At 32.1% G+C, this 26,293-nt stretch carries 6 protein-coding genes and 2 pseudogenes; 5 read left to right on the top strand and 3 right to left on the bottom strand.

Annotated elements, in window-relative coordinates; genetic code table 11:
- Nucleotides 1-15 precede the first annotated feature (15 nt).
- The 4 genes and pseudogenes from ABD816_RS07925 to ABD816_RS07910 all read left to right on the top strand — a co-directional run bounded on the left by ABD816_RS07925 (nt 16) and on the right by ABD816_RS07910 (nt 12,847).
- Nucleotides 16-2,400, top strand: coding sequence for an ABC transporter permease (locus ABD816_RS07925; protein WP_344926225.1), 2,385 nt, complete (start codon nt 16-18; stop codon nt 2,398-2,400).
- Between the two features lie 1,839 nt (nt 2,401-4,239).
- Nucleotides 4,240-10,635, top strand: coding sequence for an SDR family NAD(P)-dependent oxidoreductase (locus ABD816_RS07920; RefSeq protein ID WP_344926223.1), 6,396 nt, complete (start codon nt 4,240-4,242; stop codon nt 10,633-10,635).
- A gap of 6 nt (nt 10,636-10,641) precedes the next feature.
- Entirely contained in the window at nt 10,642-11,577 is a 936-nt protein-coding gene (locus ABD816_RS07915) for a class I SAM-dependent methyltransferase (RefSeq protein ID WP_344926221.1), read from the top strand.
- 445 nt (nt 11,578-12,022) lie between these two features.
- Nucleotides 12,023-12,847, top strand: a pseudogene (locus ABD816_RS07910) (transposase).
- A 205-nt stretch (nt 12,848-13,052) separates the two neighbouring features.
- Here the strand turns inward: ABD816_RS07910 and ABD816_RS22290 are convergent.
- From ABD816_RS22290 to ABD816_RS07900, 3 genes and pseudogenes are all read right to left on the bottom strand, one after another.
- The gene (locus ABD816_RS22290) at nt 13,053-13,214 is read right to left on the bottom strand and encodes a hypothetical protein (protein ID WP_486303647.1); all 162 of its coding nucleotides are present in this window, start codon (nt 13,212-13,214) and stop codon (nt 13,053-13,055) included.
- A gap of 6 nt (nt 13,215-13,220) precedes the next feature.
- Nucleotides 13,221-13,910: pseudogene (locus ABD816_RS07905) on the bottom strand (IS3 family transposase); the annotation flags it as partial.
- A gap of 149 nt (nt 13,911-14,059) precedes the next feature.
- Nucleotides 14,060-14,179 (bottom strand): transposase, encoded by a 120-nt coding sequence (locus ABD816_RS07900; RefSeq protein WP_344926219.1) that lies wholly within the window; start codon nt 14,177-14,179, stop codon nt 14,060-14,062.
- 763 nt (nt 14,180-14,942) lie between these two features.
- Between ABD816_RS07900 and ABD816_RS07895 the strand changes: the two genes are divergently transcribed.
- The gene (locus ABD816_RS07895) at nt 14,943-26,264 is read left to right on the top strand and encodes an amino acid adenylation domain-containing protein (protein WP_344926218.1); all 11,322 of its coding nucleotides are present in this window, start codon (nt 14,943-14,945) and stop codon (nt 26,262-26,264) included.
- Nucleotides 26,265-26,293 lie beyond the last annotated feature (29 nt).

Below are 26,293 nucleotides of genomic sequence, written 5' to 3'. Positions count from 1 at the left end.
AAAAAAATTAGAATTATGTTGAAACTTAATTTTTTACTCGTATTGAGACGGATAAGAAAGGATAAAAAATCTTTTCTTATTAACTTAATAGGGTCTTCAATCGGTCTTACTGCAATTATTTTAATGTCTTTATATATAAATTATGAGGATAACTATGATACATTTAATGAAAATACTGCTCGGTTATTCAGAATAGAAAGAACAGTGAGCGATAATGTTCAAAATCAAACTTTTGATTCTACACCTTATGAATTACCAGAGGAACTAACATCATCCTTTCCAGAGATTATTAATGCTTCAAGTGTAAGAACTACTATTAATTTTCTATCTATTGGAGAAAAATCATACCCAAAAGAAAGAGGAGTCATTGCAGACAATAATTTTTTAGAAATGTTCAGTTTTGAGTTTATCGATGGAAATCAAGACAATGCTTTGACACGACCTATGAGTATTGTGTTGTCCGAATCTCTAGCTAATAAATTATTCTCAGAAGGCGAAGCTATCGGAAAAACCGTGAGAACAAATAAGAAACATGAATTAACGGTTTCAGGTGTTTTTAAAGATTATCCTAAGGACTCCCATATTAGCATGGACTATATTATTTCCTTTAACTCTTACGAGGGTCTCTACGGTGAAAAGAAGGAAAAAGGCTGGGATCAAAGCTATTCAAGCACCTATGTTTTACTAGGGAATTCTGTAAAAGAAAATGAACTTAGTGGTAAAATAAGAAACTTCTTATCTACCCATGTGGATTATTTAGAAGGTAATGATCACACGCTGAGTCTCAGACCAATTACCGACGTGTATATAAAAACAGCTGATGTTAGAAACGACGCTATGGGGGGATTAAGAAACAATATTGTAGTAATCTATTTATTCTTTCTAGTGGCATTTTTTACGGCTTTTGTAACTATTGTGAACTATGTGAACTTAACTACAGCACAGCTAACGAATCGAGAACTAGAAATTGGAATAAAAAAGGTTCTAGGTATTTCAAAAACTCAATTGAGATATCAATTTGTTATAGAGTCATTATTAATGGTAATCGGGGCGCTTTTGCTTTCCGCATTGTTGGTTGTACTCATTTTACCTGTTTTTAGTTCTATTGTAGATAGAGAACTCCCGTTAGCTTTTCAAGGTAGTTTGTTTTTCTTTTCAAAGGTATTTCTCATTAGTATTTTCTTTGGAATTTTGGGAGGTTTGTATCCAGTATTTTATTTATCATCGTTAAAAATTAGCTCTTTTCTCCAGGGGACTACTTCAATTAAACGGCGTAAGTATTTGCGAAAGGGACTTGTACTTTTTCAATTATTCATTACAATACCATTAATTTTTCTTTCTTTTAGAACAATTTCACAAATCAATTATTTAAATGACAAAGACCTTGGATTCAATAAGGAAAACGTATTGATGACTTGGGTATATACTTCTGAAAAACAAGATTTAGAGAAGCTTAAGGTTATAAAAAATACCTTGCTTCAGAATCCAAATATTGAGAATTACTCATTGGCCGAATGTGCACCCTTTTTTGGATTTGGTGAGGAAAAAGAAGTAAACTGGGGAGATAACAGTACACAACAAAAAGTTAAATTGTCTACCTATGGTGTGGATCAAGAATTTATCAATGTATTTAAAATACACCTGTTAAAAGGGAGGTGGTTTTCAAAGGAATACTTGACAGATAAAGAGAGTTCTTGTGTGATTAATGAGACTACTGCATCCCTCTTGGGGTGGGAAGATCCAATTGGAAAAACACTTGAAAATCTTAAGGTTATTGGGGTAGTTAAAGATTTTGATCAAGTTTCATTACTTATGAAAATTCCTCCAATGATGCTTACAATGAATTCTGAAAGTAGAGCTAGTACAGTGGTAAGTATCAAAATAAGTGATACTAATAGGCAAGAAACGAAAAGGGAGGTCAATGAAATTTTTAATGCTCATTTTAGAGAAATTCCAATAGAGTTTGGGTTTCTAGAAGATGGGTTTGATAAAGGGTATATGTCTGTCTTAGAAAACGTAATGAAAATATTTATTCTGTTTTCAATAATATCGATCATATTGGTCATAATAGGGCTCTACAGTTTGATATCATTTTCTTTAAAAATGCAAAAAAAGACAATTGCAATTCGTAAGGTGCTGGGTTCGAGTACAAAAGAATTGTTTCGGCTTATTTTGAAAGAATATATTGTTTTATATATAATAGCAGCATCTACTAGTCTTGTATTAACTTATTTTTTAATACAAGAAATATCCAAAATAAGTGCTAATAGCGTAGAGGTAGGGATACTAGATTTTATGACAGTGATAGGTATTACTCTTTTCATAGTAATGGCAACTATCAGCGGTAAAATATGGTCTGCTTCAAAAGAAAATCCTTTAGATGCAATTACGATTGAGTAACATTGCCTATTTTTATTATTTATAAAGTTTTAAGAACCATTACCCAATACTAATTAGATGTTCTTCCTTCTGCCAAAGGAGAAATCACGAATGTTCAAATTTTTGATTTCTAATGTAAACCACAAACTAGATTTAATTTACAATGAAAAAATAAGTATTTCCTAAATGAATACGTATCCTAAAATAGATGCTTTTTATATCACAACTCATTAAGGATGCTGATAATAATAATTATAAATATTAATAAATCAAGGGCAAAGCAATACAGAAAGAATCCATTAGCTAGATTCTTTAAGAGCTATAATGATGTTATTAGGGCTAGTGTTACATTCTGCTATTACTTATGGAACTCTTGATTATGGAAATTCTTGGATTTAAAAGACCCAAATTCAGTTCATCTTACTAATGATCTAATTGTAATATTTATACATTCTTTCCAAGTGCCTATATTTTTTATAGTTGCAGGTTTTTTCGGATTGATGTTATTTTATGAAAGAAATACTTTAATAATGATTAAAAATTAGGATTACAAGAATAGTATATCTATTTATTATTGTTCTTATTTTTTTTCACCATTAATTATTTTTGTAGAGTCCTATACATCCCTAGTTTTTGGGGGTGATGAAAGTGCCTTCGAAACTGCTTTGTCTAGTTTTTTAATCCTATGATTTTTATTCCGAATGGTACATTTCATTTTTGATTTTTGTATTATCTTATTTTAATAACAAGTTCATCTGTGTTATTAGCATTGATATTTAAGAGATTACCAGATTTATCAAATAAAATATCTCAATCTTTTAGCTGGGTTATTCAAAAACCAATAGTGCGTGTAGTAATTTTTATAATTTTTAATAGTGCCATTTATTTTGTTTTAGGAATTGATCAGATTAAAACTTCATTTTCTATAATTCCAGATGTAGACACGTTTATTTTCTATTCTTTTTTCTATATAGTAGGTTGGATTTTATTTAAATCAAAACACCTATTACAATGTATAGTGCGTTTAGATTGGGTAAGTGTTATTTTAGGTTTTATCTTATTTTTAACTTGTATAATGCTTTCAGAAGTATTAAGTTCCGAGATTAAAATTATAATAAGTTCTCTGTTTACATGGTTGCTTATATTTTGGAATTATAGTGATATTTATTAGGTCGGGGAGTAAATTTTCTGCTAGAATGCGTTATATTTCTGATGCTTAGTATTGGGTGTACTTATTCCATTTTTCATTAACTATATTGATTCCAAGCTTTATTTTAGATTGGCCAATTCCTGCAACATTAAAGTTTCTAGCAGTATTAGTTGGAACAAAGGCAATTTGTTTTATTACCTATCATTATGTTGTTAGAGCTACATTTATTGGAAAATTTTTAAATGGAAGAAAATATTCGAGAAGGCTTTCGGATATTAAAAAATCTAACGACTATCAAGAATCAGATAATGGAATAAAACTAGATAAAGGTACTTACAATAAATCTAGTTTAGTTTAGAAATCTTCTATTAATTTTTTTAGATTCATATTGCTTAATAATTATAGAATATTCTAATTCTATATACTTTCTGTGGGTTACTTTAACTGTGGCCCAAAACTACAAATAATTAAAAAAAAGTCTTGGGTTCATATAACCAAAGGGCTAAATACAGGTTTTTAAGTGTAATTATTATTTTTTGGATACATTAAATTTTAGAGTTGAGGAATCTTTTTTCTTCAGGTTTACTCTAGTATTTTATCACCAATTTGATTCATAGACATTATAGATTCATGTAAGAATAGTTGAAGGGTTTTAAAAGCCTCTTCAAAAAACAAAATACAATAAAAGAACAAAATTAAAAACATTATTTATGGAAAAACAAAATAAGCCAATCGCAATTGTGGGAATAGGATGCAGATTTCCAGGTGAAGCATCTACCCCAGAAAAGTTTTGGGATTTGATGGTAAATAAAAAGGATGCAATTGTAGATGTTCCTAAAGATAGATGGGATCAAAGAAGTTTTTATGACTCGAGTGAGAAAAAAGCGGGTAAGATGCGAATGATGCAAGGCGGATTTCTAAAAGAGGGAATTAAGAATTTTGATCCACTTTTTTTTGGAGTATCCCCTGTGGAAGCAGAAGACATGGATCCTCAACAATCATTACTATTAGAAGTAGCATATGAAGCTATAGAAGATTGCGGTATGACCATGGAAACCATGAAAGGTTCTAAAACGGGAGTTTTTGTTGGTGGTTTTACAGTAGACAATTACATTACCAAAGCAAGTCATGAAAATAAGCATATTGTTAATTCCCATACTTCTCTTGGGTCACCGTTAACAATGTTATCAAACAAAATATCATATTGTTTTGATTTAAGAGGGCCTTCGATAACTATAGATACCGCTTGTTCTTCTTCTTTGGTAGCAGCACATTACGCATGTCAAAGTATTTGGAACGGAGAATCGGAAATGGCTATAGTAGGTGGAGTTAATGCTATGTTAATTCCTCAGACTTTTGTACTAATGAGCCAAGGTAAATTTTTAGCAAAACATGGTCGCTGCAAAACATTTGATAGTGATGCCGGAGGGTATGTTCGTGGAGAAGGTGCAGGAGTTATAGTTTTGAAATCATATGAACAAGCTGTAAAAGATGGTGATAGAATATATGCGTTGATTAACGGTACGGGTGTAAATCAGGATGGGCAAACTAATGGAATAACAGTTCCAAATAGAGATTCGCAAGTAGCATTGATGCGACAAGTATATAGTGAATGTGGAGTTGATGCAAAAGATATTGATTATGTTGAAGCACATGGAACCGGTACCCCAGTAGGGGATCCATTAGAATTTGGAGCAATCAATGAGGTAATGTCCGAAAATCGAGACCCAAAAGATAAATTATTTGTAGGGTCGGTAAAGTCTAATATAGGCCATTTAGAAGCTGGAGCAGGAGTAGCAGGATTGATAAAAGCAGCTTTATGTTTGCATAAAAATCAGGTTCCCGCAAATTTGCATTTTAATACTCCGAATCCTGAACTAAATTACGAGAATAGTGTACTAAAAGTCCCTACCTCACTGGAACAGCTTCCAGAGGCAAAAGAGTCGTATGCTTCAATTAATTCGTTTGGATTTGGAGGTACCAACGCTCATGTACTGCTAAAACAAATCGCTAAAGAGGACAAAAAAGAAAAAGCCAAACTAAAAAAGGAGAATAGTTTTTTATTTCCAATAACAGCGAAATCTAAAAATTCTTTAGTTCAACGTGTTGCTGATTTTAGAAATCATATTGAAAACAATCAAGATAATTTTGCTGAAATATTAAGTAATGTCCTACATAGGAGATCATTCCATTCTAATAGATTAGCTGTATTTGCAACATCTCAAGAGGACTTATTAGATAAACTAGAGGCATTTGAAGAAGATATAACGGTAAAAGGGGTATCTGAAGGTACTGCTATGAATAAGAAACCTAAAGTTGCTTTCGTATATACAGGTATGGGACCACAATGGTGGAAAATGGGAAAAGAACTTATGGAAAAAGAACCTGTTTTTCTAGATGCCATTAAAGAATGTGATCAATGTTTCAAGTCAATTTCCGGTTGGTCAATTCTTGAAGAACTTAGAAAACCTGAAGAAACTTCAAAGGTAACACGGACTAATATTGCACAAACGGCAAATTTTGTAGTGCAAGTAGGTTTAACTAGATTATTAGAACACTATGGTATCGAAGCTGATGCGGTAGTTGGACATAGTGTTGGCGAAGTTACCTCTTTATATATTTCAGGGGCATTATCCCTAGAAGATGCATTATTGGTAAGCTATCATAGAAGTCGTTTACAGCATACAACCGCAGGTACTGGAGGTATGTTGGCTGTTGGACTTAATGTAGAAGAACTAGAAACCACTTTAAAAGAATACAAAGGAGTTTCAATTGCAGCAATAAATAGTAATAAAGCCGTCACGCTAGCCGGAGATCAGAAGAGTCTAGATGAGTTAGCTGAAAAATTCAGATCTATGGAGGTATTCCATAGAATGTTAGACGTAGAGGTTCCATATCATAGTCCAATGATGGAGCCTATTAAAGAAGAACTTCTAGAATCTCTAGATACATTAGAAGGAAAAGAAACTACTATAGATCTCTATTCTACAGTGACAGCAACAAAAATTTCAGGAATAGATATAGATAATAATTATTGGTGGAGAAATGTTCGCGAACCAGTTCGATTTACAAAGACCTTTAAAATTTTAATGGAGGATGATTATAAAGTTTTTATTGAAATAGGGCCACACCCTGTTTTGAAAAACTCCATGATTGAAAGCGCAGGAGATACTAGTGAATTTCATTTTTTGCAAACATTAAATAAAAAGGAGTCCGAAGAACTTAATTTTTATGAGAATCTTTCATCGTTATTCACATTAGGATGTTCTTTAAAATGGGATCGATGGGTTGATAAACTAAATCAAGTTACACTTCCTAAGTATAATTGGGAAAAGATGAATTATTGGGTAGAATCCAAGGCCTCTTCCTTAGAGAAATTGGGATTAGAAGGAAATAGTTTTTTAACATATCAAGTTGATTCACCATTAAAAACATATAGATCAGAATTGAGTAACCACTTTTTTCCATTCATAGATGATCATATCGTTCAGGATAAGGTTGTTTTTCCGGGAGCAGGATACATAGCAGCTGCAATTGCTTTACATCAAAAGGAAACAGGAAATTCTGATGTTTTTGGATTAGAAAACATCAAATTTCATCAAATGCTTACCTTAAATAATGAAGAAGTTCAACACCTATATATATCCTTAAACTCTATATCTAGTAAGTTTGAGATTAGTAATAGAGAAAAGGGAGAAGAAACACCTTGGTTTAAACGTGCTACTGGTAAATGTATTTTCGGAAAATTCACTAGTAATCCAGCGACAATAGACGTAGCGTCTTTATATGAGAATAAGGAATTAATCATGTCAAAAGATATGATTTATAAGAAATTAACTAAGGCGAAACTGCAATATGGTCCATATTTTAGAGGCATCGAAACAATTCATTACAATGATAAAGAACTCGTTGCAAAAATAAAAGGTTGTGATGCTATCGAAACATCCGATGAAGGGCATTTTATTCACCCAGGATTATTAGACTCTTGTTTTCAAACCATGATTGTTTTTGATAAAAACGAAGAGGTTTCGGTTGTACCAGTATCTATGGGTAGAATTATATGCTATTCTAAACCAGGAACAGAATTTACTTGTTATACTCGATTAAAATCTACTTCTTATAATGCGATGATAGCTGATATCATTATCTATAATGAAAAGGGAGAAGTAGCCATTACAATAGAGGATATAAAATGTCAGGAAATTGCTACTAAAAGTGCTGTCTCGGATGAATTTCCAGATAATTCTCTATATGAAGTCAATTGGGTAGAAGAAAATGTAAAGACCGAAGTAACACTTGATCAAAATGAGGCTAAAACTTATCTGATTATTACCGACAATTATGAAAGTAGTGTATCTTTAAAAGAACAACTCAATGGGGAGGTGTTGGTATTACAACCAGGTACAGCTCTAAGAGAGCTAGGTGATATGCATTACGAAATTAATCTGAACAATTCGACATCGATCTCAGAATTAATAGGTGCCAAGGACGGCAAAGGTGTGGAGTTGATTTATTTCTCAGGGGCTAGATCGAGTCTTCAAAATGAAGCTATAACTACTGAAGAATGTCTAGAACATATTAACCCATTGTTTAATCTCATTCAATACCTTTCCAAAGAATTTTCTAAAAATCTGACGTTAAATCTTATTACTCAAGGTGGACAAGCGATATGTGAAGAAGATAAAATCCAACATTTAGGAACATCTGTTTTAATTGGTCTAGGTAGATTAATGAGTAATGAATTTCCAAATTGGAAAATCAGACTGGTTGATTTTAAAGTAGCGCAAGATACATCAATTTCGAAAGAAGCGTGGAAGATTGCTTTGGCGCAATTAAATATCAATAAAAGAACTTTTGAAGAAATTGCTGTTAGAGAAAATCGAGTATACAAAAAGGTCATGAGAAAAAGACAGAAACTCGATGAAGATAGATCATTACAAAAAGTAAGCTTTAAGGATACTCCGCTTGAATTAGTCGCTCCAGAATTTTCGGACTTAGGGCATCTTCATTTTGAAAAAGCGAATAGAATAGATCCTAAGGATGATGAAGTAGAAATACTGATTGAGAATACTAGTATTAATTTTAAAGATTATTTAAAAGTAACCAATAAGATTTCACCAGATGCGTTTGAAGGAACAAATAGCGAGGATCAAATAGGTATCGATTGTGAAGGTATTATTACTAAGATAGGTAAAAGAGTTTCTAAATTTAATGTAGGCGACAAGGTAATTGCTTGTAGTAAAGGAACTTTTAAGTCTTACACTACCGTGAATGAAAAATTGATTGCTATCTCTCCAAAAAGTTTACACGGAACAGGCTCTCATATAATGAGCTCTTATTTAACATCAATTTATTGTTTAGAATATAAAGCTGGATTACAGCGAAATGAAAAAGTTTTGATTCATAATGCGACTGGAGCGGTTGGCTTAGCAGCTATTAACTATGCGAAAATGGTTGGAGCAGAAATTTTTGCAACCGCTGGAAGCGAAGAAAAGAGGACTTATTTAAAATCTTTAGGAGTTGAACACGTTTTTAGTTCAAAAAATTTAGATTTTTCAACCAAAATTTCTGAAATAACTAATGGAGAAGGAGTAGATGTTATTTTGAGTGCACTTACGGGCGAGATGTTCTATCAAAGCTTAGAGATTTTGAAACCTTATGGAACCTATCTTGAAATAGGAAAAGTAAGTGCTATAGATGACATTCCTTTACCTATGAAAATCTTTAGCAAAAATCTATCTTTCATTTCCATTGATATAGATCAGTTATGTAAAGATAAGCCTGATATTATATCTACATTGCTTAAAGACACAGTAGCCTATATAGACTCTGGTAAGTTAGCACCCCTTCCGACAAAAGTGTTCGATGCAAAAGACGTTTCTGATGCTTTCACCTGGATTGAGGAACGTAACTACATAGGAAAAGCAGTTATTAATTTTAAAGATCAATTCGTTGAAATAGATAATCATAATAATGACCTTTTCAAAACAGATAAATCTTATCTTATTACTGGAGGTACTAAAGGGTTAGGATTAGAAATTGCGCATTGGATGGTAGATAAAGGCGTAGAAAATCTTTCATTATTAAGTAGAAGTGGAGAAAAAGATCCAAAAGTGCGAGCAAGAATTAATACATTACGTGAAAAAGGAGCAAATATAAAAGTATATGCTGTAGATGTTGCGGACATGGAAGGTATGACGCAAGTATTTTTAGATATCGAAAAAACACTACCTCCTTTAGTTGGAATTTTTCATGGAGCCATGGTTTTAGATGACGGATTCTTATTGGATATGAATGATGATCGGTTTAGAAAAGTTCTTAAGCCAAAAGTTGATGGAACCATGAATTTGCATACACTAAGTAAAAAACTGGATTTGGATGTTTTCGTTATGTTTTCTAGCTTATCCTCGTTGATTGGTCACTTGGGACAGGCCAACTATGTAATTGCAAATACAATGCTAGATTCATTTGCTTATTTAAGACAAAACCTGGGCTTACCAGCGACGACGGTTAATTTAGGAATATTAGGACAATCTGGTGTTATTTCAAGAGATCAAAGCTTAAAAGAAATGGTCATGGATTCTGGAATTAAAAGTTTTACCAATGAAGAAGTTCTAATAGCCCTTGAGGAAATCATAAGAACAAAACCAACACAAATAGGGTTTTTTAATGTGGATTGGGATGTGTTTGAAAAGTCTTTCAAGAGTAGTAAATCTTCATTATTCGAAGAATTAATTAAAGAGAATGTAGGTTTTAACAATCAGTTAAATGATGACCAATCTGCCAATTGGAATTCTTTGATGGGTATGGCTTCCATAAAACAAAAAGATTTTGTGTTGGAAATTTTAACGGAGGAGTTAAGTTTAATTCTTAAGATGCCTAAAGGCAATATTCCATCTGATAAAGGAATAAACTTTTTAGGAGTTGATTCTATCCTATCGGTACAATTAATTAGAGCAATTAATGCAAAACTAGCTATTGAGTTATCACCTATGGAGTTTACTTCAGGTCCTAATTTGAAACAATTAACTAGAATAGTTCTTGAAAAAATATTTGATGCTTCTATTAATGAAGTAGTTCTTGAAGAAGTAAAGCAAATTAAGTAAGAAATCATGAAATCAACAACACAAGAAGTATTTTTAGAAAAAGACAAGTTAATAGATATGAACAATGATCCTACATTACCAAATTTTTTTGAAGCAGGGCATTTTCATTCTCCTATACCGGATATAGCAGATGTAAAAAGCGCTACTAAAAACGATTTTGGTTATTTTTATAAAAAAATCTACCCGAATTCAAAAAGTGATGTACGTCACGTTGATGGTATTGAGTTAAACATAGAAGCACAGCTAAATCTATTAAACCAATTCTCAAAATATAAAAACAATCCATCACTTCCATTTAATAAAAGCAAGAATTGGCGCTATTTCTCAAATAATAGTTATTTTACGTGCGGTGATGCTTGCGTTTTACATGCAATGATTAGACATTACCAGCCTAAAAATATTATCGAAGTTGGGTCGGGTTTTTCTTCAGCATTGATGCTAGACACTCAAGATAAATATTTAGAGAACAAAGTAAACTTTACCTTTATTGAGCCTTATCAAAAATATAGATTATTACAACTACTGGATACTGAAGAGTTTAAAACGGTTAGTGTTATTGAAAAAAAAGTTCAAGATGTTGACCTCAATGTATTCGAATCCTTAGAAAAAAATGATATTCTATTTATTGATTCGTCTCACGTTGCAAAGTTTGGGAGTGATGTATGTCATTTGATTTTCAATATTTTACCAAGACTAAAACCAGGGGTAATAGTTCATTTTCATGATATACTTTGGCCTTTTGAGTATCCGCAAGAATGGCTAAAAATGGGCTGGGCTTGGAACGAAGCATATATCCTAAGGTCTTTTTTACAATACAACAAGAACTTTAAAATTTTGTATTTTAACTCATACCTTGCTAATGCACATATGAAGGAAGTAGAAACTCATATGCCAGCAAGCTTAATAGATTCTGGTGGTAGTCTATGGCTAGTTAAATCATAATAATTATGCCAATTTATTTCTAGATTAAAAATCTATTTACTAATATAAATAATGATTTCAGTTATTTGATTTGTCTTAGAATAGTTCTTGAGATTTATCACACGGTTCCTGCTTTATTCAACAACTAATCGAAGTAGATTTCCTAATTATTTTGAGTTTATTTTTTAAGCTACATTATTTAATTGGTATATTTTAATTCCATTTCGGCAGGTAGTTAGTTTACTAAAACTAGAATGCATTCGTATAATACTAAAAGAATACATTCTTCCTTAAAGTATTTAACTCCTTTGGAAAAGGATATCAAGATTTCAATAACGAAAAATATTTACATTATATCAAATAGCTTTATAGTTTAAATAGAAGTGATTTAAACTTCTTATAGAAATAAAAAACGGGTTGTCGATATTTGTGTTGTGAATCGTAAAATATTCAAGAACAACTCATTATGCGCAAAGTGATCGATAAAGATACGATAGAAATGGAAATAGTGCCGCTTATTCCAAAACCAAAACGAGGTTTTCCGCCAACAGTTCCTTTGGCAGAGATTATCAATGTTGTTCTCTACAAAACTAAAGACAGGTGTCCAATGGCATCAATTGCCGGTTAAAGCCTTATTTGAAAGGCATATCCTAGCTTGGAACGCTGTATATTATCATTACAGGAAATGGTGTTTATCAGATACTTTAAAGCACCACAAAAAGGAGCTTGACCTATCCAATGTTGATCTGGACGGTAGCCATACACCTGCAATAAAAGGTGGTGCCGAAGTTGAATATCAAGGCATGAAAAAACGCAAAACCACCAATGCGCTCTATCTTACCTATAGACAGGGGCTGCCATTGGTCATGAGCGAACCCATATCCGGTAACCATAATCACCTTCGTGATATTGAAGTGCAGTTCAAGGTGGTTACAGGCACACTCGAAGAAGCAGATATCCCAGTCGAGGGTTTATTTCTAAATGCCGATGCTGGTTTCGATGTAAAGAACTTTAGAGAGGCTTGTGATAAAAAAGATATTAATGCAAATGTGTGTTTCAATAAACGTAACGGAAACACGTAAGACAGAGAAGAGTTCTTTGACCAAGATTTATACGATAAACGACAGTAGAACGCACTAATGCATGGATCGATAGTTTTAGGTCTTTGTTAAACCGCTTTGACACAACATTAGAAAGCTGGAAAGGATTTAACTATTTGGCTTTCTTTGTTATAGCTCTCAAAAAATTTAAAAAACTAAAAAAGTTTAAACGAGTTCATAATCAAGGGTAAGACTTTTTTAAGGTCTTACCTTTTTTTATATAAAGTTAAGAATGTTTTCATAAATGTCACAGAGAGACTGAAGCGCCTAACAAATTAGGGTAATTTTTTATGATATTTAATTAATTTTCTGTATTCTTATTTGTAGTTCAATTAAATAACTGTTATATTACGATATTCCCTACGGTTAGGGCAGCTTAAAGATATTTTTTAATTATTAAGAGGCTCTTTGTTTTTGATAAAATATTTGATTTGGGGGTACTTTTCCAATTTCAGTATGTCTTCTTTTGGTGTTATAAAATTTAATATATTCCCTTACCTTTTGATATAAGTCTAGTCCTCCATTTGGTGGATTAAGATATATCTTTTCATATTTCAGAGATTTTCAAAATCTTTCTATGTATATATTATCAAGAACTCCTCTACCTTTTCCATCCATTGAGATTTGTATTTGGTGCTTTTTTAGAGCAGTTATATAAAGATCGCTAGTATATTGTGAACCTTGATCTGAATTATGGATTTTAGGGATCCCATATTGTTCAATTGTGTCATTCAAAAGTTCGGTGGACCAATCAGCACTCATTGAGTTAGAGACACTCCAGTTTAATATTTTTCGGCTATGTATATCAATAATAGCATCCATATACATAAATCCACGAAACATTGGAATATAGGTGATGTCGGTTTGCCAAACTTGATTGGCACAATCAATCTTAAGATTTTTCAATAGATATGGATACACATAATTAGTTTTATATTTAATGGCAGTTTTTGGTTTAACATACAGGGTTTGAAGTCCCATTAATTTATAGAGCCTTCGAATTCTTTTAACATTGACATTATATCCTAAATCTAATTTGAGATAATCAGTCATACGTTTTACACCATAATAAGGGTATTCTAAAAAGTATTTGTCGATTTCTTCCATTAGTTTTAAATTCAATAGACTTTCTCCTTTGGGCTTGTAATACAAGCCTGAACGATGAATTTTTAATAATTTACATTGCGCATTAAGGCTTAGTCTTGGATGAGATTTCACAACCTTTTGCCGTTTCTGGGTAATGCTCATTTGTCCAAGACTTTCTTTAAAAAATCATTCTCGACTTGCAATTGACCAATTTTACTATAAAGAACACTTTTTTCCTTATCTATTTCTTCGGTTTTGGCCTTGGAATCAAAAGCTTTCGAAGAGTTTTCTATAGACTCTCGCTTCCAGGTAGATATTTAAGCAGGATGAATATCAAACTTTGAGGCAATTTCCTGTAAAGAAAGTTGATCCTTGATCGCTTCTAAAGCTACTTTAGCCTTAAAGGATGAACTAAATTTTCTTCTCGATTTTTTCATATGTACAGCATTAAAGTTATAATTCAAATAGCTGTCTTAAAAATGGGGAGTATTATAATATAACTTAAGTTAAAAATGTAAACTTTTTGTAAAATAATGAATTCTAAGTACTAATCTGTAGACTGAGGAGCTACCTTTTAGAGTAGTATTGAAACTTGATTCCACAAACTACCTTTAAGTGTAGTTAAATACTAGCTATTACAAGATATATTTGGTGTAATAATAATTTAGGTTCTTTTATTTTTCATCCTCAATAAGTTTCTAAATATGGAGCTTTATTTTAACAAGAGAATGAGTTCGCTATAGTTTAGAGATCTTAGTCTTGAGTAGCAGGGACAATTTTAAAATTATTATAATAATATCAAATTATTTAGAATATTTAGAGTACTAAATTACGATATTAAACTACATATTACTCAGCTTTTTTTTAAATAAGCAATCCATGTGACTTGGAACGGCGAAGCCATACCCAAAAGCAAAAATTAAAAGAAGGTTTTTTAGCTCAATATTAAATACAGACTTATATAGATCTTTTTCGTTAGTTTCTAATTAAAAAGGGTGATTATCGCCTTGATAAGGAATTAATACTCTTTTGTGAAACTCAATAATACTTATAAAAAGAAGTAACCTTTAATATGGAGTGTTTATATATAAAACTTTTCTATAATCTAAATATTAGGATATATCAAAAATACTTATAGGATAAAAAAAGTGCTTGGTAATAAAATATCTATTGAAAAAGTAAATCAAATTAGGTAAAGCGATGAAATCAACAATACAGAAAATATTTTTAGAGAATGTTCAATCTGATAGTGATACTGGAATTACATTTATAGATGAACGTAATTCTATAAGCCATTTATCTTACAAGAGGTTATATCTTGAGGCATGCTACAAATTGAATGCTTTACAAGAGAGAGGACTAAGTCCTGGAGATGAGTTGATTTTTCAATTCGAATCTAATAGAAATTTTGTCATTACGTTTTGGGCATGTGTTTTAGGGAAAATAATTCCTGTTCCCGTTGCCTTTGTTGCTGGCCGTGGTACGATAGAAAAGATTTGTGGAATATGGAAAAGACTTAACAATCCTTTCATAATTACCGATAATCCAACGTTAAAAGGCAATTTTTCCGAATTCCAAAATGATGCAGATCCTGTTTTTGGAGAAATGTTGGAAAGGTTTTTAGTATTTGATGAATTAAAAAACTCGAAGAAAGCTACTCCGCTACCAGCAGATGAATCGGATATTGTTTTTATCCAGTTTTCTTCTGGATCTACAGGTACTCCAAAGGGAATTACTAATACACAAGAAGCAATTTTATACAATTATCAAGACTATTTGGCAAACATTCGAATAAACGAGGAAGATAGATTTTTAGGATGGGTTCCACTGATTCATGATATGGGGTTAATCTTTTTCCATTTAGTTCCTTTGTTGTCAAATGTTGCGCAATATCAAATGCTTCCTACACTTTTTGTTGCTTACCCAGAATTGTGGATGGAAAGAATGTCAGAATATAAAATTACCATATCTGGATCTCCAAATTTTGGTTATAGAATGATTTTAGATAATTTCGATAGGATTAATGTAGAGAATCTTTCATTGGATTCGGTGCGATTATTGATTAACAGTGCAGAACCTGTCTCGATTGATGATTGTAGAAGATTTAGTAAAGTCTTTGCCCCATATGGATTATCCAAAAACAGCGTTAAGGCGGCATACGGTTTGGCTGATGCTGTATTAGGAGTATCCATGAATTATAAAGAAGATGAAAAATCCAAAGAGTACTTCGTGAATCGTAATACATTACATATTGGTAATGAAGTAACAATAGCAGAAAAAAAATCAGGAGAAGTAATATCTTTTGCTAATCTGGGAACCCATGGTTTTACTCAGATTACGATTGTCAATGAAGATAATCAGGTAGTACCAGATAGAACATTAGGTTATATTAAATTGAAAAGTAAGGCTGTAACGAAAAGCTATTATAACGACCCTGAAATTTCTCAGGAAATTATTTCCAGTGATGGATGGCTAAATACTGGTGATATTGGATTTTTAGATAACAATGATTTGGTTATGACAGGTCGAGCCAAAGAAATGATCATTATCAATGGACAAAATTATTTTCCTAATGACTTGGATTTGGTATTAAGTGAGATGTCAGAGATTAATTTTCAGCAAGCGGTTTCTTGTAATATTTTTAATGAGAGTACTCACAGGGACGAAATTTTTGTTTTCGTATTAAGTAAGAATGAAACAGAAGATTTTCAACTTTTAGCACACGATATAAGAACGCATATAAGTGTGCGATTAGGTTTACAGGTTAGTAAAGTAATTCCTGTAGGTCAAATTCCAAAAACCACAAGTGGAAAAATACAGCGATATCTGTTGAAAAAAAGATATTTAAATGGTGAATATGATCAATCATTAGAAGGACTAGATAGCATTGACAAAGATGTAAATACGGATCTTTATACGCCTCCAACTACACAAACCGAATCTAGGTTAGTTAACATATGGCAAGAATATTTTGATATTGATAAGATAGGAATTGAAGCTAATTTTTACTTTTTGGGAGGGAATTCTATAGGAATGGGCAAATTAGCAGCACTAATAGAAGAAGAATTTGAGATTTCTATAGATCTACGTAAACTTTTTACCTGCGTAGAATTTGAAGATCAAGTAAAGTTAATTGAAAATGCTATCGAAAATCCATTTAAAACAACTGAGAAAGTTCCTGTTAAGTTAAATTACCCATTATATACTACTCAGAAAAGGTTGTATGCCTTGTATGAGTCTGATGTGGAGTCCATTGCATATAATACTCCAGTGGTTATAGAAATAGAAGGTTCTTTAGATATTCAATTATGCGAAGATGTTTTTAAACGAATAATCCAGAGGCACGAAATATTAAGAACTTCATTTGGTATCATCGATGGAAAACCAACGCAACGCATTCATGATGATTTTGATTTTGAGATCGAGAGTGTAGAAGGTGGAGATTCATTAGAAGTGATTAAAAAATACATTAAACCATTTAATCTAGGCACTCCTCCATTGCTTAGAGTTTTGGCTTGTAAAGAGGGTAATGTATACACCAAGATTATTTTGGATGTTCACCATATTGTTGCAGATGGAGTTTCATTTGAAATTTTGATTAGAGAATTTAATCAATTGTATGCTAAAGAAACCTTAGCACCCCTGAGGTTTCAATACAGAGATTTTCTAGAGTGGAATGAAGAAAAACTCAAAGGTTTGGATGTAACTTCCCAAAAAGCGTTTTGGATGAATCAATACGCCGAACCAGTTGAGCCGATTAATTTACCAACCGATGTAAAGAAAGAAGCACAGGAAAAATTTGATGGAGCTACCTTGGTATTTGATCTTAATGATAATGATCAAAAGAAACTTAGGGAATTGTGTAAAAAGGAAAAAGTAACGATGTCTACCGTGACATTAGCTATATTTTATGTATTATTATCTAAGTTAACAAACAATAAGGATGTTGTTATAAGCACTTCTTCACATGGTAGATGGAAAAAGGAATTTAAGGATTTAATAGGATTGTTTATTGATACCTTACCTATTAGGTCGAGTGTACCAGGGGATTTAAAATTTTCTGAGTTTCTGCAGAATGTAAACCTAAATGTTTCAAATTGTATAAAAAATGGAGAATTCTCTTTTGAAAAGTTATATAACGAATTGAAATTAGAGAAGAACGCAAGTAGTAATTTTCTATATGATATTGCTTTTGAATATTATAATTTTAACCGTTCAAGCGTTAATTCTTCCGATCTGCAAGTGTTAAGTTCAGATCAAGTGAATGTAGTTTCTAAGTTCCCGTTAGTACTTAGAATAATTGAACAAGAGCAAGGGTGCAAATTTTGTTTAGACTACTCTGTAAATTCATTTAGCAGAGAAACCATGGAGCGTTTTGGGAACTATTATCAAGAGATTGTTAAGACAATCACTGACGATAATTCAATTGTATTAAAAGATATTCAAATCCTTTCAGATACCGAAATTGATCAACAATTAAATGAATTTAATGATACCGATGAGGCATATGAAAAAGATAAAACAATTATCGAAGTATTTGCATCTCAGGTAAAAAATAATCCTGATAAAATTGCGCTGGTTTTTGAAGATGAAAATTTGACCTATAAAGAATTGGATGACCGTTCCAACGGGCTAGCGAGATATTTGAATAAGAAAGCTGTAAATCAGTCTTCATTGATTGGTCTTTGTTTGGATAAATCTATCAATATGATTGTTGGAATTTTGGCGATTTTAAAGTCAGGAAGAGGTTATGTTCCAATTGATCCTACTTATCCGCTTAGTAGAATTAAACATATGGTTGAAGATTCGGGTCTAGAATTGATAATAACTCAAGGAACTATTTTGGAATCATATGATACAATAGAAAAGGTTTTAGTAGATATAGATAAAGATTTAATTGATAAGGAATCGACAAGAAAAATTTCTTCTACAACAAATTTCAATGATGTAGCATATGTAATGTATACTCCAGGAAGTACAGAAAATCCTAAAGGCGTTGTAATACATCATCAAAACGTTGTGAGCCTAGTGAAACAGAGTGGAGCTTTGTCCATTAAGTCAAAAGATAACGTATTACAATGGTCAAATATAGCTTTTAATGGCGCTGTATCTGATATATTTTGTAGCTTACTTAATGGAGCCACCTTATATGTAATTGATAAACGATCTACTTCAGATTTGAAAAGTTTATCAACTTTTATTAAAGAAAATGAAATAAGCGTAGCTTTTTTCACAACAGCTATATTTAATGTTTTTGTTGATACAGAAATCGAAGGATTGGTATCATTGCGAAAATTGCTTTTTGGAGGTGAAAGAGCTTCTATAGAGCATGTGCAAAAAGCTTATGATCTATTAGGACCAGATAAAATGATTAATTGTTATGGTTCTGTTGAAAATACAGTTTATACGACATATTATCCGATTAATGAAAGACCAAAACAGAATATTCCAATTGGAAAACCGGTATCCAATACAAAAACGTATGTATTAGATTCTTCCAACAATTTATGTGGAATAGGAATTACTGGTGAACTTCATATTGGAGGAGATCGTTTATCAATTGGATATATAGGAGATCAGGAGAAGACAGCTTCTAAGTTCATTGCTAATCCATTCGAATCTGGGTCACGTATCTTTAAGACAGGTGATTTGGTAAAATGGTTACCTGATGGTAATTTAGAATTTGTCGGTAGAGAGGATTATCAGGTAACGTTAAAAGGATTTCGAATAGAGTTATCACATATAGAACTTCAATTAGATACATTTAATGCAGTAAATGGCAGTGTCGTATTGGTCAAAGAAATTGAAGGAGAAGAGCATATAGTAGCGTATTATACGTCAAAAGACCCTATTGAAAATTCAAAATTAAGAGCGTATTTATCTGCACATTTTCCAGATTATATGCTACCTTCATTATTTGTTTATTTAAAGGAATTTCCTCTTACATCCAATGGTAAAGTAAATCGAAAAGTACTTCCTGAACCAACAGTAATTGAAGAAGGATATATGGCTCCAAATAATGAAATCGAGCATAGACTAGTTGGTGTTTGGGCTGATGTATTGAATATCAACCCAGAAATAATTAGTATCAATCGTAGCTTTTTTAATTTTGGAGGATATTCTTTGAATGTACTTTTTTTAATAAGTAGAATACATAAAGAGTTTGCTATTAAGATGTCGCCAAGTGATATCATTGCTAATCCTACCATAGTAGATTTACAAAATTTTATTTCAACTTCATCAAATGTTGATCATATATCAATTCCGATATCTGAAATAAGAACACACTATCCTTTATCGTCTTCTCAAAAAAGAATGTATTATTCTTATGAATATGATAAAGATTCTATAGGATATAATGTTCCTATGATTTATATTTTAAATGGGCAATTGGATAAAGAAAAATTGAAACTTGTTTTAAATATACTTATTCAACGTCATGAAAATTTAAGAACAATATTTGAGTTTTTTGATGGAGAATTGATGCAACGTATTCTGCCAGAGATAGAATTTGATATACGTACACTGGAGAATGGAAAAGACTTAGAAGAAGTTTTAAAATATTTTGTACAACCCTTTAATTTAAACGAAGCCCCCTTATTTAGAGCTGGCCTTAAATGTATTTCGGATACGGAACATATTCTCATCATAGATACGCATCATATTATTTCCGATGGAATTACTAATTCTATACTATTAAAGGAGCTTATTTCACTATATAATGACGAGAATTTACCAGACCTTAGAATTCAGTATAAGGACTATGTAATTTGGGAACATGGAGAAGAACATCAAAAAGAAATAGAAGAGCATAAGAAGTATTGGTTAGAGCGATTCTCTAAAGAAACTTCTACACTCGAATTACCTTATGATTATCCTAGACCTAAAGAATTCAATGTTTTAGGAAAAAATCATGCCATTGAATTAGCTAAAAATTATGCCGACAAATTAAATAATATTACTCAATCTGAGGGGGTAACAATGTATACGTTGGTTTTGGCATTGTATAATTTGTTATTATATAAATTGTCTGACCAAAAGGATATCGTAATTGGAACATCCGTTGCGGGAAGATCACATATTGATTTAGAATCCATAGCAGGCGTATTCATCAATACATTAGCTTTAAGAAATAATCTTGAAGGAAAATTTACTTTTAGAGAATTTTTACAGCAAGTAAAGCATAACAGTTCAAAAGACTTAGAGCATCAATTATATCCATATGACGATTTGATGAATGCGCTAAATGTAGAGAGAGTTTCGGGAAGAAGTACGTTGTTTGATGTGTTTTTGGCATATCATTCTATTACAGATGATTGTATTTCTAATGATTCAGAATTAAAAGCAAAATTATATGAAAATTTATTTCCCTCTGCACAATTTGATCTCATACTTACAGTATTGAATTTTGAGGATAAATTAAAATTAAACTTTACCTATAGAGATGAACTATTTAAAGAAGATACTGTAGTTCGTTTTATGTCGTATTTGAAAAGGATTATAGATCAAATTTTGGTTAATGAAACCATCTTAATCGATGAAATAAATATCTTATCTCAGAAGGAAGTGGATCAACAATTATATGAATTTAATGATACAACATTGCCTTTTGAAAAAGAAAGTAGTTTGGTTTCAATATTGGAGGAAAATGTATCAAAACATCCAGACCGGATAGCAATTTCCTACGAAGGAGAAGCACTAACATACAAAGAGTTAGATGACCAGTCAAATAAAGTAGCTAATTATTTGATTTCTGAAGGTGTGATTCCAAATGTAGTGGGTCTACTTATTGACCGCTCTATGGATATGATTGTTGGGATGTGGGGAGCTTTAAAAGTAGGGGCCGGATATTTACCATTAGATCCGACACTTCCAGAAGAACGTGTACGCTATATGTTAGATCAGAGTAGCGCTACTTTTTTACTGACGCATGAACGTCATCTAGAGGCGTATTCTGCATACCTTCCTGTCCAGTCTATTGATGCATCAAAAATACATTCTCAAAGCACTGAAAGAATTACCTTTAAAACAGAGCCTACAGATCTTGCTTATTGCATTTTTACTTCGGGCTCTACGGGCAAACCTAAAGGAGTAATGATCAATCACAGGAATGTGGTAAACTTGGTTAAAGGTTTAGAAAAGAAAGTTTATAATGCATATGGGACAAAAGTGTTGAGGGTAGCACTATTGGCATCCTATGCTTTTGATGCTTCAGGTCAACAGATTTTTGGAGCACTATTACAAGGACATAGTCTCTATATAGCTAATGATGCAAGTAGAAAAGACGGGGCTAAACTATTATCATTCTTTAATGAAAATAGAATAGATGTATCCGATGGAACACCAACTCATTTAAGATTATTCTTAAATTCCTTGGATCATCAATCTAGATTAGAAAGTTTATCTAGCTGGTTATTAGCAGGAGAAATATTATCTAAAGATTTAGTTAGTACTTTTTATTCAAGTTTAGGTGAAAAAACACAATTATATAATTTTTATGGACCAACGGAGACCTGTGTGGATTCCACTTGTTTTAAAATAGATCCCAAAAAAATTAGAAGCTTAAGAAACATTCCCATAGGAAAACCTTTGCCTAACGAGCGTGCCTATGTCACTAATAGCAATGGAGCATTGGTACCTGTTGGTGTGATAGGAGAACTTTGTATCGCAGGGGATGGATTAGCCCAGAGATATGTAGGTGATCAATCTCTTACTACAGAAAAGTTTACATCGGATTGGATACCTCAAGAGCATCGAGTGTATCGAACGGGAGACATGGTAAAATGGTTGCCCGATGGTAACTTAGAATTTCATGGAAGGAAAGATAACCAAGTTAAGATACGAGGGTATCGAATAGAATTAGATGAAATTGAAAAGCAGTTGAATATGCATCCAGCTATTAAACATGCGGTTATACTTGTTAAAGAATCAGAGAGTGAAAAGTATCTCGTTGCTTATTATCAAGCATCAGACAAGATAGAAATTTCTGAATTAAGAGCTTATTCAGGAAAGTTTTTGCCCGATTATATGATTCCTAGCTACTATGTATATGTAGAAGAATTTGGACTTACCGTAAATGGGAAAGTAGATTATAAAGCGTTGCCAGATTATAAAATTATACTTGATAATCAAGATGTTATTGCCCCTTTCAATGATGTAGAACGAAAATTAGTAGCAATTTATGCGCAGGTTTTAAACCTTGATTCGAATAAAATTGGTAGTAACAGTAATTTTATGGAGTTGGGAGGACATTCTCTTAAAATGGTTTATCTCGCGAATGGTATTAAAAAAGAACTAGGTGTAAAGGTTTCAATAAAACAAATCATAGAAAATCCATCTATAAGTAAATTAGGTAATCTCGTTTCTCAATCGGTTACTACAGTTCATTCTCATATTCCGGTTTCAGAACCCATGGAATATTACCCATTGTCCTCCTCACAAAAACGAATGTATTTTGCACACGAGTTTGATAAAGAATCATTATCCTATAATGTTCCAATTACAATTACATTAAAAGGAGTATTAGATAAACAAAAATTAGAAGAATCTTTTGTCAAGCTAATTAATCATCATGATAGCTTAAGAACCGAATTTGTATTTGTAGAAGGAGAACTTTTACAACGAATTATGCCTGAAGTTGATTTTTCAATTGATTATTTGGATCCTGATGATGATGTTGATGGAGTAATTAAAAGTTTTACAAAACCTTTTGACTTACGTAGTGCCCCTTTATTAAGAGTAGGAGTTGTAGAGGTTTCCAGTCAAGAACATGTAATGATCATGGATTGTCATCACATCATCTCAGATGAAGTAACAAATGCTATTATTTTAAAGGATTTTTCTTCAATTTATAATGGTGAAAACCTTCCAGAACTTCGAGTTCAATATAAAGATTTTGTGATGTGGCAAAATGAAGAGGAGCAACAGGAGGAAATTAAAAAACATAAAGAATATTGGTTAGATAAATTTTCGAATAACTTACCAGTGTTAGAATTACCTTACGATTTTGCGAGGTCTACTAGGAATAGTGACCAAGGAGGAAACGTTCTAATTAAAATAGATCAGGCAAAGGTTCAACAATTAAAATTAATTGCTTTGAGTGAAGGTTTGACCTTATATAATTTGTTCTTGTCAATGTATAACATATTACTCTATAAGTTATCTAATCAAAAGGATATTGTTGTAGGTTCTCCTGTAGCCGGAAGACCTCACCATGATTTAGAAAGTATGACAGGTGTTTTCATTAATACATTACCTATCCGAAATCAACTCCAAGGAGATATGACTTTTAACGAATTTGTTCAACAAGTGCAAAAAGGGAGCGTTAGAGATTTTGATCATCAGCTATATCCATATCAAGATTTTGTAGATGAACTTCATTTAGAAAGAGATTTAAGACGAAACCCTCTATTTGATGTAAGTTTTAACTTTATGAAGCAAGATGTTAATATTATGAATCTTTCAGGTCTTGTTATTGAACCTTATACTATAAAATATAATCAATCCAAATTTGATCTTAACATGATTGTCGTTGAGAGAGAAGAAGATAATTATATCCTCATGGAATATGCGAGACAACTTTTCAAAGAAAATACAGTCGAAAGATTCATGAGTTATTTTAATAATATTATTAAAGCAGTTTGCAAGGATCGAACAATAAAGATTGCTGATATTAATATACTTGAGGAGAAAGAAAATCAACTATTAAATTCATTTAGCCCTATGAATAATTTAAATCAAGAGGAAAATACAATTGTAAGTACATTCGAAAGACAAGTAATAGCTACACCTTTGGCAACTGCAATTAAGTATGGAGCACTAACATATACATATGATGATTTAAATCAAAAGGTGAACCAATTGGCTAGAAACCTGCAACAAGAATTTGATATTACTAGAGGAGATATTATAGGGGTTTTATTACCAAAATCGGATGCTGCAATAGTATCCATTCTTGCTATCCTAAAGTTAGGAGCTGCATATTTACCGATAGATACAAGTTATCCGGTAGAAAGGATAAATTATATCATTAAAAATAGTGGATTAAAAGCTTTAATTACTGAGGATAAGAGTTGTTCAGAAAAGATAACTCTTGATCGTAAAATAAATTATGAAACCGTAATTTTTGATAAAGAAAAAAAGAATCTTGATATAGCCATATCTTCTGATGATTTAGCATATGTGATTTATACTTCAGGTTCTACAGGTAAGCCTAAAGGCGTGATGATTGAACATGGTAGTAATGTCAATATGTCAACGGATATTGTGAAGCAGCTTAACGTTAATGATAGGGACACTATTTTATGGTTTGCTTCCATAGGGTTTGATGCTTCGGTTTATGAAATTATGATGGCACTCTATAGTGGAGCAACACTAGTAATACCAGAAGATGGTGTGATTAACGATACTAATCGTTTTTGTTCACTATTGTCCGAAACAAGAACTACTATAGTTACGTTACCTCCCACTTATCTTGAAACATTACCATTAGAAAAATTAACTTCATTACGTATCATTACTACAGCGGGAGAATCGCCAAATACCAAAAAAGCTATTGAGGTAATTAAAAGTGGAATTCGATATTTTAATGCATATGGACCAACAGAGTGTGCGGTTTGTGTGTCTACATATGAAGTCTTTAGGGATGATGAGGGTCTAACTAATATTCCGATAGGAAAACCTATTGCCAATACAGAAATGGTGATTTTGGATACCGATCTCAAACAAGTTCCTGTCGGTGTTAAAGGGACTATTTACGTTACAGGGAAAGCTGTTGCTAGAGGCTACTTGAATAACCCAGTTCTTACAGAGAAAAGTTTTACTACTTTACCTAATGATACTGCCAAAAAGTATTACAATACAGGAGATTTAGGAGAATGGACCTCTAACGGACTTATTATTTTTCATGGAAGGAAAGATAATCAAATAAAGTTAAGAGGGTACCGTATCGAATTAGGTGAGATTGAAGGAGCATTATCTTCTATTGATTACGTTAGAAACTGCCATGTAACTTTGCGTGAGGGGTCTGGAGGAGAGCGAGAATTAGTAGGTTTTGTCATTATGGATGTAGCATTAAGCAAGGTGCCAATTGAACAAGATTTAGGGAAATTGTTACCAGAGTACATGATTCCAAAATATTGGATGCAGTTAGATGAATTTCCACTTACTATTAATGGCAAAATAGATACCGAAGAACTTCTTCAACCTGAAGTGAAAGGTGATGATAGTTATATTGCTCCATCCAATGATCTAGAAAAACAGCTCACCCAAATTTGGTCAGAAACATTAAACATCGATGAGGATAAAATTGGCGTATTAGATGATTTTTTTATGCTAGGAGGAAATTCACTTATTGCCATACAATTGCTTACAGCTATCAATAAAAACTATGGGATTCTACTAGAATTACAAGAGGTATTTAGATTGAAGACCATACGAGGTTTATCAGAATTAATTGAGTTAGACCTATGGGTAAATGACGATAATAAAAAAGAGACCGAATATAGAGAAACAATTATATGATGCTAAGAGAAAGTCAAAAGTCATTTTAC

This window comes from Aquimarina addita, from assembly GCF_039539305.1.
GTDB lineage: Bacteria > Bacteroidota > Bacteroidia > Flavobacteriales > Flavobacteriaceae > Aquimarina > Aquimarina addita.
The sequence above is the reverse complement of the archived record's forward strand: the minus strand, read 5'-3'. Positions and strand labels throughout refer to the sequence as shown.

Excerpts from the sequence above, each read along its gene's own strand:
- ABD816_RS07920 (WP_344926223.1), top strand. The coding sequence starts at position 4,240 with ATGGAAAAACAAAATAAGCCAATCGCAATTGTGGGAATAGGATGCAGA.
- ABD816_RS07900 (WP_344926219.1), bottom strand. The coding sequence starts at position 14,179 with ATGAAAAAATCGAGAAGAAAATTTAGTTCATCCTTTAAGGCTAAAGTA.
- ABD816_RS07915 (WP_344926221.1), top strand. The coding sequence starts at position 10,642 with ATGAAATCAACAACACAAGAAGTATTTTTAGAAAAAGACAAGTTAATA.
- ABD816_RS07925 (WP_344926225.1), top strand. The coding sequence starts at position 16 with ATGTTGAAACTTAATTTTTTACTCGTATTGAGACGGATAAGAAAGGAT.
- ABD816_RS07895 (WP_344926218.1), top strand. The coding sequence starts at position 14,943 with ATGAAATCAACAATACAGAAAATATTTTTAGAGAATGTTCAATCTGAT.